Source organism: Pseudoduganella sp. R-31 (genome assembly GCF_049913235.1).
GTDB lineage: Bacteria > Pseudomonadota > Gammaproteobacteria > Burkholderiales > Burkholderiaceae_D > Rugamonas.
Genome location: NZ_CP183986.1, coordinates 408492 through 423731 on the forward strand (window position 1 = coordinate 408492; position 15240 = coordinate 423731).

At 55.1% G+C, this 15240-nt stretch carries 11 protein-coding genes; 4 read left to right on the top strand and 7 right to left on the bottom strand.

The window, feature by feature from the left end:
• Positions 1 to 56 precede the first annotated feature (56 nt).
• From ACN9MY_RS01830 to ACN9MY_RS01850, 5 genes are all read right to left on the bottom strand, one after another.
• Positions 57 to 2315 (bottom strand): hypothetical protein, encoded by a 2259-nt coding sequence (locus ACN9MY_RS01830; protein WP_426336775.1) that lies wholly within the window; start codon positions 2313 to 2315, stop codon positions 57 to 59.
• Positions 2308 to 3177, bottom strand: coding sequence for a hypothetical protein (locus tag ACN9MY_RS01835; protein ID WP_426336776.1), 870 nt, complete (start codon positions 3175 to 3177; stop codon positions 2308 to 2310). Before ACN9MY_RS01835 ends, ACN9MY_RS01830 begins: the two co-directional genes overlap by 8 nt.
• A 65-nt stretch (positions 3178 to 3242) precedes the next feature.
• Positions 3243 to 4847, bottom strand: a complete 1605-nt coding sequence (locus ACN9MY_RS01840) for a TniQ family protein (protein ID WP_426336777.1) — start codon at positions 4845 to 4847, stop codon at positions 3243 to 3245.
• 37 nt (positions 4848 to 4884) lie between these two features.
• Positions 4885 to 6627, bottom strand: a complete 1743-nt coding sequence (locus ACN9MY_RS01845; protein WP_426336778.1) for a TnsD family Tn7-like transposition protein — start codon at positions 6625 to 6627, stop codon at positions 4885 to 4887.
• Positions 6624 to 7904 carry a hypothetical protein gene (locus ACN9MY_RS01850; RefSeq protein WP_426336779.1) on the bottom strand — a complete coding sequence of 427 codons (1281 nt, stop codon included), beginning with the start codon at positions 7902 to 7904 and terminating at the stop codon, positions 6624 to 6626. Before ACN9MY_RS01850 ends, ACN9MY_RS01845 begins: the two co-directional genes overlap by 4 nt.
• Before the next feature lie 892 nt (positions 7905 to 8796).
• On the opposite strand from ACN9MY_RS01850, the gene ACN9MY_RS01855 reads away from it, so the two are divergent.
• Positions 8797 to 9333, top strand: coding sequence for a DUF6471 domain-containing protein (locus tag ACN9MY_RS01855; RefSeq protein WP_426336780.1), 537 nt, complete (start codon positions 8797 to 8799; stop codon positions 9331 to 9333).
• A 285-nt stretch (positions 9334 to 9618) separates the two neighbouring features.
• On the opposite strand, the gene glmS is transcribed toward ACN9MY_RS01855, so the two are convergent.
• On the bottom strand, positions 9619 to 11448 hold the full coding sequence (gene glmS / locus ACN9MY_RS01860; protein WP_426320127.1) for a glutamine--fructose-6-phosphate transaminase (isomerizing): 1830 nt from the start codon (positions 11446 to 11448) through the stop codon (positions 9619 to 9621).
• Positions 11449 to 11577: 129 nt separating this feature from the next.
• Between glmS and ACN9MY_RS01865 the strand changes: the two genes are divergently transcribed.
• Together ACN9MY_RS01865 and ACN9MY_RS01870 are read left to right on the top strand one after the other, a co-directional pair.
• Positions 11578 to 12036: an Lrp/AsnC family transcriptional regulator gene (locus ACN9MY_RS01865; RefSeq protein ID WP_426320129.1), complete on the top strand. Its 459-nt coding sequence runs from the start codon at positions 11578 to 11580 to the stop codon at positions 12034 to 12036.
• A gap of 328 nt (positions 12037 to 12364) precedes the next feature.
• Positions 12365 to 12961: an ACP phosphodiesterase gene (locus ACN9MY_RS01870; RefSeq protein WP_426320131.1), complete on the top strand. Its 597-nt coding sequence runs from the start codon at positions 12365 to 12367 to the stop codon at positions 12959 to 12961.
• Here the strand turns inward: ACN9MY_RS01870 and glmU are convergent.
• On the bottom strand, positions 12958 to 14337 hold the full coding sequence (glmU, locus tag ACN9MY_RS01875) for a bifunctional UDP-N-acetylglucosamine diphosphorylase/glucosamine-1-phosphate N-acetyltransferase GlmU (protein ID WP_426166939.1): 1380 nt from the start codon (positions 14335 to 14337) through the stop codon (positions 12958 to 12960). The two genes, ACN9MY_RS01870 and glmU, sit on opposite strands and share 4 nt — an antisense overlap.
• A 30-nt stretch (positions 14338 to 14367) precedes the next feature.
• On the opposite strand from glmU, the gene ACN9MY_RS01880 reads away from it, so the two are divergent.
• Complete coding sequence (locus ACN9MY_RS01880; protein ID WP_426166941.1) at positions 14368 to 15234, top strand: DUF6279 family lipoprotein; 867 nt, start codon at positions 14368 to 14370, stop codon at positions 15232 to 15234.
• Positions 15235 to 15240: the final 6 nt, after the last annotated feature.

Sequence of the window (15240 nt, forward strand, 5' to 3'; positions counted from 1 at the left end):
CCTCTGCCTCTACGCCTTGAACCTCGTTATGAAATAGGCACTTCTTGCGCTTCTTCTTAATCGATGAGTAAATCCTGGTCATCGTCAATCCAACTTAGCCCGTTATCGATGCCGACGTCGTCGTGTTGGAGAGGTTCAACAGGCTCTTCTTGAGCTTTAACAATCTCGGAAAGCATCGGAGCCGCTTCGATGTCATCGACAAACTGACGCCTACCTATTCCCGAGAATTCCTCTGAAGTCGTCCGGGGCGACGTTGGTGCTGCGTTACGCTCAACATCATTAATCTTCGCTTGTTTCGCCTTTGATACCAATGTAGTTGAGGCACCGCCAGAAGAGCCGTCGGTTAGTCGAATGGGTTTGCGTGAATTACTTTTCGCGCGCGCCAATAGATGATTACGAATTTTATTATCATCCTCAGACGAATCATTGATATCGTCATAGTACTTCTGTGTGAACTCTGTCTGACGCAGCACTCCTAGTTCATTACCGGGAAGCTCCCAGAACAGAACATTTTTTGCACGCGGGACACCGTACGTCGTAATTTCGACCGAAGCACCATTGTTCATTTTTGCGTGTTGACGCGCGAGTCGTTGCAGTTCTGAAGAAGTATATTCACGTTGGTCTATCGTCACGATACCTTCTGGTGCTTTCTTTGTACGTTTAACGCATAGCTTCCTTATGGTGTCCTCGGGCGGCCAATCCCATGCGGCATCACCGCGCCGTCTGCTCTTGTAGTAGCGATAAATCTCCGCTGGGCAGGCAGGAATTTTCTGCTTCAACATGTCTTGTGTTAAGAGGTGCTTAACGTCGAGTGTTTCGTTTCGTGTACTTATCGCTATGAGAAGCTCCTGCATAAACCTTTTGTGGGTTACCGCGCCCGTTTTTGCAAGCTGTCGTCTTTTTCTGTCCTCTTCTATATCTCCAGTGGGAAACGTAGACCCAGGAAGGTAGGCTAATGCCTTTTGAATCGAGCCCATTACGCCTTCTCCATGGCCTTTGGCTTGGCCAGAACCTGGTTCAGCAATCATCGTGGCGTTACGACAGCGCTCTACAATCGCGCTTTGCGCCTTTTTCCCGATACCGGGACCGCGGTCGATAAATATTCTGCTCGCACAGCCGAAGACCATGCCACGCAGATGTGGCACCCCCCAGCGGTGGAGCTCGCGAGTTTTATCTGTACACGCCGAGAAGTAGCAATTGAGATATGCATCGCCATTTTCTGGAACGAAGCTCACATCCCATCCAACAATAGCGCAACTGGCTCTATCAACCGCCAGTACCACCGTCGGCTTTCTCCCTTTAACATCCTTTCCATACAGAACATAGTTGTCTGCCGGCGTGCCATCCATATCCATGACGGGCAACTGGTCGTGCACGATGTCTTGGGCACTGCCCCCCTTACTGCCTGGCCGAAGCCTCTCGTCCCTGTCTCGTAACTCACGATACTTTTTGAGCAGAACACGACCAACTCTCTTCATATGGTCATCGGTGGGGTAGTTCTTACGGTCGAGTTTATAGACTGCGATATTCCCATCCTTATCCCGATTAAACGCGAATCGACTCTCTTGCCAGCGACTAAAGACTTCGGGAAACGCGACATTGTTATCGTAGGCCTCTTTCCTGATAAAGTTCGAGTACTCCGCAAGAAGCTGTTTAGTCAATCTCCTCCGTGGATGCCCTTCCTTTCCGAATAGCTTCTCACTGTCGGTGCGTCTCCCCAGCGTCGCAGGCTTTCCATTTTTGTCTCGCAGATTTCTTCGGCCTACCCCGGGCGCGCCCTTTCTCCAGTCTTGGTCAATCAGCGCGTTCTCATGCCGACCGTAAAACACAAACATCTCAAACCATTTCCTGGCTGCTTTCTCGCAGACGTTGTAGAAGGCTGCCGCATTTTGGATTGAACGGGCATAAATTTTCCGGTCTTCGAAAACCGCGTCACCCCCATGCGTCTCAATGTGCGTAACAACTTGTTTTCGAATGGTCAGCCTTGGAGACTCCGCGGCGGTGCTACTGGTGTCGGCCATTTGCGCCGGTATTCCGTGCTCGGCGACGTGCCTCATCCGCCCTTCGTTAAACGATGCATTCACGAACTCCCTAGGCCACATCAACCTTCTGTTTCCTGTCTTGGGCGGCGGATTGGCCGTGAAAATCTTGGCTTCAAGAGCACCGGTCTTCTCGCGCCGTACAGTGCCGAGCTCTACAACGTGAATGAAAGAGTCACTGATGGCCAGCACTCGGTAAATTAGCTCTCTCCCACGCCCATGAGTTAGAGAAAGATTACTCCACCGGATGATTACCGTATTCTCAGAATCATTCATATTTCGCGCCCTGAACCTCTCGCGCCATCCATTTCCCAATGATGAGCGGCTTATCCAGCAAGAGTTCAAACTCGTGATTCAAAGAGAGATATCCGAGAAAGTTCGCGATGGCGAAAATCCTATAACCTTCGTTCAAGGTCCAGCCGAAACGCTTAGAGGCTCGTCCAATCTTCTGGTCGCAAGTGCCGGTGGTTGGGTCGCTGAGCAGCGCGGTCGCCATATCTATAGCCACCGAGCGATAACTAGCAATGTCATCGACTTCGCGCATGTACTCAAACAACCTGCAATTGTTGATTGCTTCCATGTCCGTAACCGAATGCTGTGTCATCACTTCGTGGGTGCAGCCCCAAAGAGTCACCGAGGCGACTTCACGTTTGTGCCTCTTCTGTACTGCTGGATTTTGAAGAAACTCGTGCGGCTTCGTTGAAACTGCGTGGTAATGAAGACTCGCACGGCCCGGAATCTTCAACGTAAGCAAAAAATCGATTGTCATCAGGGCTCGCTTCGGCATTCGCATGCCCATCTTCCTATATTCCCAATAAAGGCTGCTGTTCCATTCTGGATATTGAGTTCGAATTTCGACGACAAACGGATTCATCTCAAAATGGCTTAGATGGCGGTGTTCCAACGCGGAGTGACAAGGAATCAAACCGCCTCCTTTGAAGCTGAAGTAATTGCCAGGTATCCCTACCTTGCTGTCCTGCGCCTTTTTCCAATGAATAAATGAACCCGCCGCTGGATGCCCGCGGGGGTCAAATTTCGGCAGCTCTGGTGGCCATGAAAGTATCGGGCACCCCGATAAATCAGCCAGATAGAACCCCGTTTCGTTTTCTGGCCGGGGAACGAACTCGACGTATTCCAACTTGCCAGTCCGCCGAATCCGCTCGGCATCTTCGGGTGTGTAGGGAAGAGGTACGGAATAGGGGACTATTTTGCGTTTTGTGCTAACCATTTTTTTGCTCGTGAAAGGCGTGAAGCGAAGCAGTTATCGTTCAAGTCAATGTAGGTCGATTCCGCCCCCAACGGATGGTCCGGTGCCCGCGTTCTCACTTCTTGACAGACCATAGCCATAACGCGCCTCCGACGCTGAGCAGGTGTTTCTGAATACATCTCGAGCATCGTTTGGATTTCTTCACTTTCAAGTGCACGGTTACCTCGTGACTCACATCCGGCGTGCGATATGAGGTAGGTCTTAGTAACCCGTTCCATCGGTTGGGTCTTTATGGAGAGCTCATAGCGCTCAAATATGTGATTCTTGAGTCGAACTACTTCTTGAACGTGTTGGCGTTCGCGGGCAACGCGAATCCGCCGCGCATCCAATGGCGGCAAGATGCTGTCAAACCAGGCTTTATCAGCAAGTCTCAAATAGCGCAACGGGCCATCGCTGCCAGGCAAGTCATACAGTTCTGACCGTTGAAGAGCCGGCGACTCATGTAAGCGCTCGAGGAGCCAGGTTCGAGACTCCATTCTGAGCGAAGAATTCTGCGTAGGCGTTAGCTTTTTAACCCAAGCCTTGTATTCAGCAGGCTCGCGCTTACGTCGCTTTTTGGGCCTAAGTCCAACGTCAATGACGCCGTCAGTTTCGGCAGTCTCCTGATTCGTTTGTAAGGCAGCTTCGAAACCGTCGAAGTCGCCAAAAACCGCGTAAATCGCGGCCAGGTATTGAATCGGATTGCGGATGAGTCCTCCTGACTTAAGCGCGCCCACCATCCGCTTCAAAGTGGTTGTTCCGATGCCTACATGCGTGGCGAATTTGGCGCCTACAGTCTCGTGAAGAAGCTCTTCAAAAAGTGCATATGGACGCCGACCATTCTTGGCTTTTGGCTTGGCGAAGAGCCGTTCCAATAGCGCTGAGACTGTAGCGGACGAAACTTTGGTGGAAACAGTTCCCTGCAAAACCTGCTCAGCCAAAGTTGCAACTCCAACGGCGGCTTCATGCTCCTTGTCTTTCAACTCCGCTATCACCTTCAAGCTGCCGCCACATAAGCAGCGATTAGGCGGAAGCCAGTTTGTTCGGTTACGCCGATGAGCTGCCTCACATGCGTCGCAGAACGTCAGCAACGGACGCTTGTGGGTCGCACATGCAGTGATACCTGGTGTCAGGTGAAGTCGCCGCCAGAATGCATAGCCATTGTCTCTGATGTCGGTCTGTATGCATTCTGGACAAACTGCCATTCTGCTTCTGAACGCACGGCTGGACATACCGACGTGAGCGGCCACGCCCTTCATGGCGGTTCCCACGTAATGCTTTCGCAGCGCTTGGGCATCCTCATCGGAGAGAAACCGCGAGTACAGTGGAAAGCGGGTATGTTTGGATATCACGCCATCGGTATCCGGCAACGCGATTTGGATTTCATTTGTGAGAGAGCTGAGCCCGGACGGAAATGCCCATCCAGGTCTTTCTGTCGACTCCGCCAAGTTTTCAGGTTTCATGAGCGCTCGCACCTGGTTCCGTTCAAATGACTGTCTTACTATGAATCCGGTGATGTCTTCTTCGGGCAGGATGTTCATGATGAACAGCTGCTGGTTCATTCGTGTTGCTGACAACGGCTTCCTCTCTATCGAAAATTCAGGTCCGCTCTTTCTTCAAGGCCTTACGAACTGTCTCAGTGCGCAGGCCCGCTTCTTTTGCAATCAATGAAAACCTTTGAACAGGGCGGCCAATTGACTTCGTGAGCCTGGCTAGCCGCCCGTCCACAAACGCTTCGCGAGACTCTTCGCGCCTTTCGACACTTCCAGTCTCCTCGCAGCGTTTCAACGCATAGAGCGAGACACCGGTGAGGTCTTGCAAGCGGTAGCGAGACATATGCATTCGAATGTGGTCCGCCGCGCTGCAGGCTTTCGTAGCATCAGCCAAAGCCAGATTTAGCTTGCTACTCAACTGAACGGACGGACGGGCTCTAACGCCGGAGCCAGCAGGTAGCGGGGCAGGCAGGTTTTCCTCGAGCCAGTCTTCAGCATTCCTGTTCAAACGCATCCAAAGGTCTGGCTGTAATCGTCTCAATGCGTTTCGGGACGCATTGGGGTGCTCTAAGACCAACAGCCGCCACTTCGTCTTGTCTTCTTCGATGCGCAAAGTTTTGGCCTCGACAGTTGGAAGTGGCATACCCGATTCCACAAGAAGGCGATAGGCCGAAGATGGTGAGATGTTGAACTCTTCTGCGGCCTCATTAGGGTGCATGCCCGCCCTAAGTGCATCTACTATCTCGGACGAAATCTGTGCCGTAATCTTCTTTGGGCGCCAGCTAACCTTGACGCCATAGCGTTTGCAGTACGTACTGAGCAACGGAACGCTTAGCCCCATCGTTTTCGCGGTTGCACGCAAAGTTCGATGCCGGGCCATTGCAGCTTCGATTTCTGCACGTAACGGCACAGTCGTCGAATGTGCGCGCTTCTTAGGATGCGAGGCGCCAAGTGCGGCAGAGACCCCACAAGATGGCGTGGAGCGCGTCTGAACTTCCACAAACCAACGAAACAGAACACACCATTCCGGATGGAGGGCCCTGTCGTCGCGCGTTAGTGAGCGTATGGCGGACTCGACGTGTTTCTTCGACAGACACATCAGACTCAGGCGCTCATCCGCAAATGCCCCATCGAAGAACTTCGTGAACGCATCGACGAACTCACTCAAGTGGAATCGCTCATCGCATCCAATCCAGTCCGCGTCCTTCAACAGCAAGAGTAGGTCGTCTTTGTGATATCCCGATTCAGTAACTGGCGTCTCCATACAATGTTCAATGCGTTTTCCGAGTTCCATGGTCATAATCCGTTGGTAGTTTGAGAGTGTTGATTTGCAGTGCCTGTCGAAGAGAAGCAGGCGACCGCTCTTGCACTGTATTTCGAGCCCGTGATGCGGGCATACGTTAACGAACGGCGCACCAGTTCGCCTATGGATGAAGGTAAAACCGAACTCCTTTTCCTGTTGTTCCGCACACTCTGCACATTGGAGATAACGCGCTTCACTCTCGCTATAGAGCAGAGGTAGTCGGGCGAGTCGCACTGGCCCACGATGCATCTGAATTAAACGTGCTCGCTGCGCTTCAAATCGCGAACGGGGCAATCCGCAGCAGAAGAAGTTGTATTCGGTATGCTTGTCGATGATTGTGTCGATGTCGCCATAGACATGACCGACTTCTTCGTGAAATCTGCCGAGGAAGCTGGGCATTCCATCCAAGCCTGGTTTTCGATGTAGGAGCTGGCGACATGCCATAGCTAATGATTGTGAGCCGCTATAGCTCGACATGCGAATCAAGAATGCATTCACAATTTCACCATCAGGAAATTGGGGAGCCACCAGGAGGTTGTTGTTCACCGGTTCCATGCTCGACGCAGCATTGCCTCGTCCAGCCACTCATGAACTTGTGGCTCGTCAAAATCATGAGTCGACAGGTGGTCGAGATTCTTAATAAACGAGGCTCGTCCTTTCGCAGATGGCGGGACTGTTCGAGCCACAGCTCGGCGGGCACTATTGTGCAGTTGGAGTTTCATATCGAAGATGGCCAGCACTCGCTTTTCTGTGAGCGCTCCCGTATTCAACAGCTCTGGTTTCGTAATCAGCGCAAGATGTAATGCTTCGAATCCTTGGACTAGCCATCCAGGCCGACCATATGCGGCCTGATAGGTCCATGATGGCAATTCATCAGGCATCTGACTCGAATGGGGGTGAAGGCCTTGCCGCCACAACCACGCATTCATTTGCTGCCATACCCCATTCTTAGCCTTGGAGTTTTCAACTCCGTCACGTGGCGGCGACGGTGGCCTAAACGGGTTCATTTGAAGACTCGGCCCATTGAATAGGTTCGAGTTCAGGTTACCCATGTAGCTAGACGAATACATGAATGCACTTGTACCTGAAATGACTACTGGGATGCCGGCAAACTCTCGCAACTTCAGCAAGAATCGAAATATGCGTTCTGTCTTACCATTGACGTCGGAAAAGCCGCCTCCATCAAGCACGAACACGCCAACGTTCATAAGCGTGCATAAGGCAATCGCGACGTTCTCGCCATTGATACCTTCCAGTTCTGCCAGCGCATTGACATTCATGTCGTGCCGACCTACCTCCGCCAATATGCGGTCGCGCATGTCTCGAAGTAGTCCTTCTAACGTACCGCACGTTGGATAGCCCAAGTAGAGAATAGGAACCACCCACATCACTCGCGGAGCAGGGTGGTCACCTTCGACCCGGAAGGGCTTACCCAATAGCTCTACGACTCTCTTTAACATCGCTGTTCTACCCATGAGCGATGGACCGGTCAGCGTAAAGCCAGTCGCTGAAATGGCAGAAAGGCAAGCAGGCAATGGGCGTAGTTTCCCGCCTCTCATGACTCCCGCAGCTGCGTGAAAGTACGTGCGAAACTCTTCTCCGCCAAACTGCTTTGCGCAATACACTTCGCGGACTTTCGCCAACAGCGTCGCGACGAACGTAATCACTTCGAACGTCGGCAGATACGCTCGACCGAAGTTGGCAAGCGCATCGATTTTGGTCTCTAGGTTCGCGTCGCGAAGCGCTGCGTTGTTTGGAACGCCCATCACTTTCAATTTTTCGCGCAGCTCTTCTATCGTCGGAACGCGCATAACTTCGACCATACGAGTACTTCTTAGGTCGCTAACTGCTACCCTATCTTCAAATGGGACGATAGCTTCTCTCGGTGCACCAGAATCGATGGCGTCTAATGTTTGCAGCTCGCTAGGCATGGCCATGTCCCCAGCCAGGTGAGACGTGGCACTCCGCACCCTTGCCGCAGCGTGAGGTGGGCTGGGGAGATTGGTAAGCAGGATATTTGAAATCCACCGTGTTCAAAGAACCGGCGTTTGGGGAAGGCCAGGCATAGGCCCTACGACACCTATAGGCGCAAATAGTAATTTCCATGGTGTTAATCCTAGGATTCCTCGCCCCGCCTAAACCTTTCGGGCAGGGGTTGACATTGCACACCATGCATGAGACCATCCGCGCGTACGTGTTTGGACAGCCATTTCTAATGGCGTGCAACAAATTCGATGGGGAAGTCTCGTTGGCGCGGGACTTCTCCATTTTCATTTTCTGGGCCCGCAAACTGCAGGTATCAGGTTCATTGGCTCTACATTCTCATTCTCCGATGTACTCAATTGAGAAGCGGTGTGACGCTGGGCTTGACAAATGAGCGATTTCAGCTATACCATGCCAATGTGGGCACAGTTTAGTCTACAATTTTATTGCGTAAGTTGCGGAGTGTAACTTGCGACCTTTCTTTTGGCAATACTGCCCAGTTAGCCCGCGCCCTTCACCTCAGCTAATAGCCGTTCACTTCTTGTCGCCGATGCTTCAACTAACAGCGCTGCATCCGCATTGGCAGGGTCCGTACTTCTCAATACAATGAGCCCACGGCCAATTGTCGACTAGCATAAATTTCTTGATGTTCTAGGTCTGTATTGGCCTTTAAATTGTTAGTATTTACTGTGGTTTACAGTAGACGTCTATTCACAAAAATCAAGGAAATTCGTGAGCGAAAACAATGCTCCGTGGGTTGGCTTGGCTGCCCGCGTTGTTCGTGTCGCACTTATGCGAAAGGATGTGGGCTATGCTGAGCTCGCCAAGCGTTTGGCCGCTTTCGGGATTCGTGACGATGAGAAGGGCTTAGCAGCCCGAGTGGCTGTCGGCCGGGTGAGGCTGGAACTATTCCTTCAGATACTTGAAGCCGTAGACTCAGAACTACCGACGATATGGTGCTCTGCCATGGAAAGCGCCCAGCCTTGGGAAACGCGTGCTAAGGAGGTAATCAGGTGCGAACTCAATCAAATACCACCATTTAGTGTAGACGAGCTTGCGAGTCGTTTGGCACAGCTAGGTGCCGGCTTCACGCATAAGACCTTGGTAGCGCACATTTCGTCGGGAAATCTCTCCCTGCCTGATTTCTTGAAATGCTTGGTCATTCTGCGCAGCAGAAGTCTGGATGCGTTTGTTGAGTACAGAGATTTGGTGTCTGCGGCGCATCTGCAGATTGTAACCGTCGACAACGCTGACGGCTGCCGTGCTTAGCATAAAATTTCAGTATCCACTATCGTTTTTGTGGGTTCTTGTTCGGCCTGCGACCAGGCCACACAAATTCGGATATCCGGACTTCAGCGTCATCAAAGCGGAAGAACTCTGGGGGTTGTTTGGCCCCAAATTACGAAGAATTCTGTCACGGTAAATAAATGCGTTCCCACCCTAGCCGCGCTTGGGTTTCTTGAGCTTAGCGCTCTCGAAACCCATGCATTTAAGTAGAGCGAAAGGAACGCTTCTATTTACCGCCCGCACGGCGAGCTGAATATGTCGTGGCGATTATTCGACAGTCACAGATTTCGCCAGATTACGTGGCTTGTCAACGTCGGTACCGCGTGCGAGGGCTGTGTGATAGGCCAGCAGCTGCAGCGCAACCACGTGCAGGATCGGCGACAACTGGCCGTAGTGTTCCGGCAGGCGGATCACGTGCAGGCCGTCGCCTGAGGTGATGCGCGAATCGACGTCGGCGAAGACGTAGAGCTGGCCGCCGCGGGCGCGCACTTCCTGCATGTTCGATTTCAGTTTTTCCAGCAGCGCGTCGTTCGGGGCGATGGTCACCACCGGCATTTCGTCGGTCACCAGCGCCAGCGGGCCGTGTTTCAGTTCACCGGCTGGATAAGCTTCCGCGTGGATGTACGAAATCTCTTTCAGCTTCAGCGCGCCTTCCAGGGCGATCGGGTAGTGCATGCCGCGGCCCAAGAACAGGGCGTTTTCCTTGCGCGCGAATTCTTCGGCCCAGGCGATGATCTGCGGTTCCAGCGCCAGCACGGCGGCAATGGCGGAAGGCAGGTGGCGCATGGCTTTCAGGTGTGCAGATTCCTGTTCTTCGGTCAGCAGGCCATTCACTTGTGCCAGGCTGAGGGTCAGCAGGAACAGGGCGGCGAGCTGGGTGGTGAAGGCTTTGGTCGATGCCACGCCTACTTCAACACCGGCACGGGTGATGTAGGCCAGTTTGCACTCGCGCACCATGGCGCTGGTGGCCACGTTGCAGATGGTCAGGGTGTGCTCCATGCCCAGGCTGCGCGCGTGCTTCAGCGCGGCGATGGTGTCGGCGGTTTCGCCGGACTGGGAGATGGTCACCACCAGGGTCTTAGGATTTGGCACGCTGTCGCGGTAACGGTATTCGGAGGCGATCTCCACGCTGACCGGTACTTTGGCGATCGATTCGATCCAGTACTTGGCGGTCGATCCGGCATAGTAGCTGGTGCCGCAGGCGAGGATCAGCACGCGGTCGATTTCCTTGAAGACCTTGTAGGCGCCGTCGCCGAACAGTTCCGGCATGATGCCGGTCACGCCTTCCAGCGTGTCGCCGACCACGCGTGGCTGCTCGAAGATTTCCTTCTGCATGAAGTGGCGGTATGGACCCAGTTCCGCCGCGCCGGTGTGGGCGTGCACAGTCTTTACTTCGCGCTGCACCTGTTTGCCGTCGACGTCGACGATCCAGACGCGGCCCAGTTGCAGGTCGACCACGTCGCCTTCTTCCAGGTAAATGATCTGGTCGGTGGTGCCGGCCAGCGCCATGGCGTCGGAGGCGACGAAGTTTTCACCCTGGCCGATGCCGACGATCAGCGGCGAGCCCTGGCGCGCGGCGACCACGCGGTGCGGCTCTTCGCGGCAGAACACGGCGATGGCGTAGGCGCCGTGCAGGCGCTTGACGGCGTGCTGCACGGTGTCGAACAGGTCGCCGTTGTACATGTGGTCGACCAGGTGGGCGATCACTTCGGTGTCGGTCTGGCTGGTGAAGACGTAACCCAGGGCGGTCAGTTCGGCGCGCAGTTCGTCGTGGTTTTCAATGATGCCGTTGTGGACCAGGGCGATGCGGGCGGCCGACTCGCTTGGCGAGAAGTGCGGGTGGGCGTTGTGCGAGGCTGGGGCGCCGTGGGTGGCCCAACGCGTGTGGGCAATGCCGGTGAAGCCGTTCAGGCCACCTTCGTCGATCTGCTTTTCGAGGTCGGCCACGCGGGAGGTGCTGCGGGAGCGCTGCAGTTTGCCGTCCAGGTGCAGGGCGACGCCGCACGAGTCGTAGCCGCGGTATTCCAGGCGCTTCAGGCCTTCAACCAGGATGGGGGTGATATTGCGCTGGGCTACAGCGCCGACGATACCGCACATACGCGACCTCATTCTTTAAAAGTTAATGGATGCATGCTAGAGCAGGCACGAAGAAATTTGCTTTCTCATTTCTCTGTACTGTGAAAGAATATTTCTCAGTGCAAGCATGTAGAAATATTCTTTCAAATTATGGACTTTGATGAAATTGATCGTCGCATCCTCAACGCTTTGCAGAAGGATGCCTCCCAAACCAACGCTGAACTGGCTGCCGCGGTGCACGTGTCTGCGCCAACCTGCTTGCGCCGGGTCAAGCATTTGCGTGATTCCGGGGTCATAGAACGGGAGGTTGCCCTGGTTGCCGCGGATAAGGTCGGGGCGCACCTGACGGCGGTTGTGGAAATCTCCCTGGATATCCAGGCCGCTGAGCGGATGACGGAATTCGAGGCGCTGGTGGCGCCGGAACCGGCCATACTCCAGTGCTATCGCGTCTCTCCCGGGCCGGATTTCGTGCTCATCGTGCAGGTGTCGGACATGCCGGCCTACCATGCATTGGCCCACCGTTTGTTCGCCGGGCAGGCCAATGTGCGCAATGTCAAAGCCTACTTTTCCACTTTCCGGAGCAAGTTCGAGACCAGCATTCCGGTCTGAGCCAGTTATCCCGGTTTATACCGGGCTAAGCACAGGCTTATACACATCTTTTTCCACACCACCGCGCCGCTCCGGCGCGGTTATCCAGCGATACGCACCGCATATCCTCGCGTTTTCCGCAGGGTTTCCCACATCCTTATCCACAGTTTTAAGTTATCCGTGGTTGTTAGCCGGTATTCCCCAGGCTTTTCCACAGACGCAGTGCAACCGCGCGCTGTGTGGATAATTTGCGCGTGTCAGCCGCCTCTTATCCAAGGCCTGTCCCATGGTTTTCAGGCGGAATTGCACCGGCTTTTACACATCTTTATCCACAGCGCTAGAATGGGGCATGAACTACCTCGCACATATCTACCTGGCACGCCATAGCGAGGCGGCCATGGTCGGCGCTATGCTGGGCGATTTCGTCAAAGCGAACGGCGGGGATCACTACGCGCCGGAGATCGCGAATGAGATCGCGCTGCACCGATTTATCGACTCTTTCACGGATAGCCACCCGGTAGTGACCGAGGCCAAAAGCTTGTTCACGGAAGGCCGGCGGCGTTATGCGGGCATCGTGCTGGACGTGTTCTACGACCATATCCTGAGCCAGCGCTGGGACGAATACTGCGAGGAGCCGCGCCAGGAACTGATCGAGCGCTTCTACGGCGCCCTGGCGGCGCATGAAGGGCAGTTGCCGGAGCGGCTGCGCGAAATCCTACCCAAGCTGATCAAGCAGGACTGGCTGGGTGCTTATGGGGAGTTCAGCGGGGTCGAGCTGGCGCTGACCCGCATGTCGGACAGGTTAAGCCGGAACGGCCACCTGCTGCGCGAGGGCATCGGGGAAGTGCAGCAGCACTACGAAGCGATCGCCGATGGTTTCGATCGCTTCTTCCCCGAGCTGGTGAAATTTACTTACCAGCGCCGCCGCCAGTTCTCGGTTGCTTAGGTCTTCTTTACCTTCACTGGGCGCTTCCAGCCTTCAACCGTCAACTGTTTAGGGCGCGAGATGGTCAGCTTGCCGGCTGGTGCGTCCTTGGTCAGCGTCGTGCCGGCGCCGATGGTCGCGCCTGCGCCCACGGTTACAGGCGCCACGAGCTGGCTGTCGCTGCCGATGAAGGCGTCGTCTTCGATCACGGTGCGGAACTTGTTCGCGCCATCGTAGTTGCAGGTGATGGTGCCGGCGCCGATGTTCACGCGCGAACCGACGGTAGCATCGCCCACGTAAGCCAGGTGGTTTGCCTTGCTGTGCGCGGCGACCTGGCTGTTCTTGATTTCGACGAAGTTACCCACATGGACGTCTTCACCCAGTTCGGTGCCAGGGCGCAGGCGGGCATAAGGTCCGATCTGGCCCTTGTCGCCGACCACCGCTTCTTCGATATGGGTAAAAGCCTTGATATTGGCGCCGGCGCCGATCTTCGCGTTAATCAGCACGCAGTTCGGACCGATGGTTGCGCCCTCGCCGATTTCGACCTTGCCTTCGAAGACGCAGCCAACGTCGATTGTCACATCGCGGCCACAAGTCAGCTCGCCACGCACGTCGATACGCGCAGGGTCGGCCAGGGTCACGCCTTTGTCCAGCAGGCAGTTGGCGACATTGCGCTGGTAGATGCGTTCCAGTTCGGCCAGTTGGGCCTTGCTGTTCACGCCCAGCACTTCCCACGCTGCGGCAGGGTGGGCCGAGACGACTTGCACGCCTTCTTCCACCGCCATGGCGACGATATCGGTCAGGTAGTACTCGCCTTGCGCGTTTTCGTTTTTCAGCTTGCCCAGCCACTGCTTCAGCTTGGCGGTCGGGATCACCATGATGCCGGAATTGATTTCCTTGATCAGGCGCTCGGCTTCTGTGGCATCCTTCTCTTCAACGATGCGCTGGATCGCTCCGCCCACGCGAACGATGCGGCCCAGGCCGAACGGGTTGTCCTGCACCACGGTCAGGATGCCCAGCTTGTCCTTGCCGGCGGCTTCGGCCAGGCGTTTCAGGGAAGCGGCGGAAGTCAGCGGCACGTCGCCATACAGCACCAGGGTTGGCTGGTCGTCGTCGAGGTGCTCCAGGCCTTGCTGGACAGCGTGGCCGGTGCCGAGTTGCGGTTCCTGCAGGGCGGCCGAGATTTCGGTGCCGGGAACGGCCTTGTGCTTGTCCAGCGAAGCCAGCACCGCTGCGCCGCCGTGCCCGTAAATGACGCACAATTTAGCCGGAGACAGGCTGCGCGCGGTGTCGATGACGTGGGACAACAGAGGCTTGCCGGCTACGGGATGCAAAACTTTTGGCAGCGCCGACTGCATGCGCTTACCCATGCCGGCGGCGAGAATGACGACGTTCATAGACCGTAGTTTTCTTGTGTGAGTTAAAAGATGAAAAAGTTTAACACGTGCATCGTGCTGGCTTTTGCCCTTCTGCTCGCAGCATGCAGCTCCCTGCGGCTGGCTTATAACAACGGCGATACCTTGCTGTACTGGTGGCTCGACGCCTACGTCGATTTCGACAGCGAACAGAAGGCGGAGGTCAAGCAGGATATCGACGAATTTTTCCGCTGGCACCGCAAGACCCAGCTTCAGGACTATGTTCAGTTCCTGCAAAAGGCCCAACGCCAGTTGCGCGGCAACCCGACGCAGGCCGACCTGATGGCCGACTATGTGGATATCCGCGACCGTACCGAGGCGCTGCTGCTGCGCTCTGCCCCCGATATCGCGGAGCTGGCGCTGTCGCTCAAGCCCGAGCAACTCGCCGGCATGGAGAAGAAGTTCACCAAGAACAATGTCAAATTCCACAAGGAGAACATGAAGGGCGATGCCCAGGACCAGAACAAGTTCCGCTTCAAGAAGTCGATGGAACAGTTCGAACTATGGTTCGGTGGTTTCAGCGATGAGCAGGAAGCCATCATCCGCAAGACCTCCGACGCGCGGCCGCTGGATAATGCGCTGTGGCTCGACGAGCGTATCCGGCGCCAGCAGAAGATCATGAACCTGGCGCGCAAGATCATGACCGAGCGGCCGAGCAAGCAAGTGGCCACGCAGTGGGTCGAAGAATTGATCCGCTCGGGCTTTGACCGCTTGGACGCATCTGAACGCAAAGCCTTCTTCGAGAACTATACCCAGTCGACCGTGGAACTTGTCCACACCGTCGTGCGCATCACTACGCCAGAGCAGAAAGCCCACGCGCAAAAGCGCATGGAAGGCTGGATCAAGGACCTGAATACCCTTGCGGCGCAAGTGCATTAAGCCTTG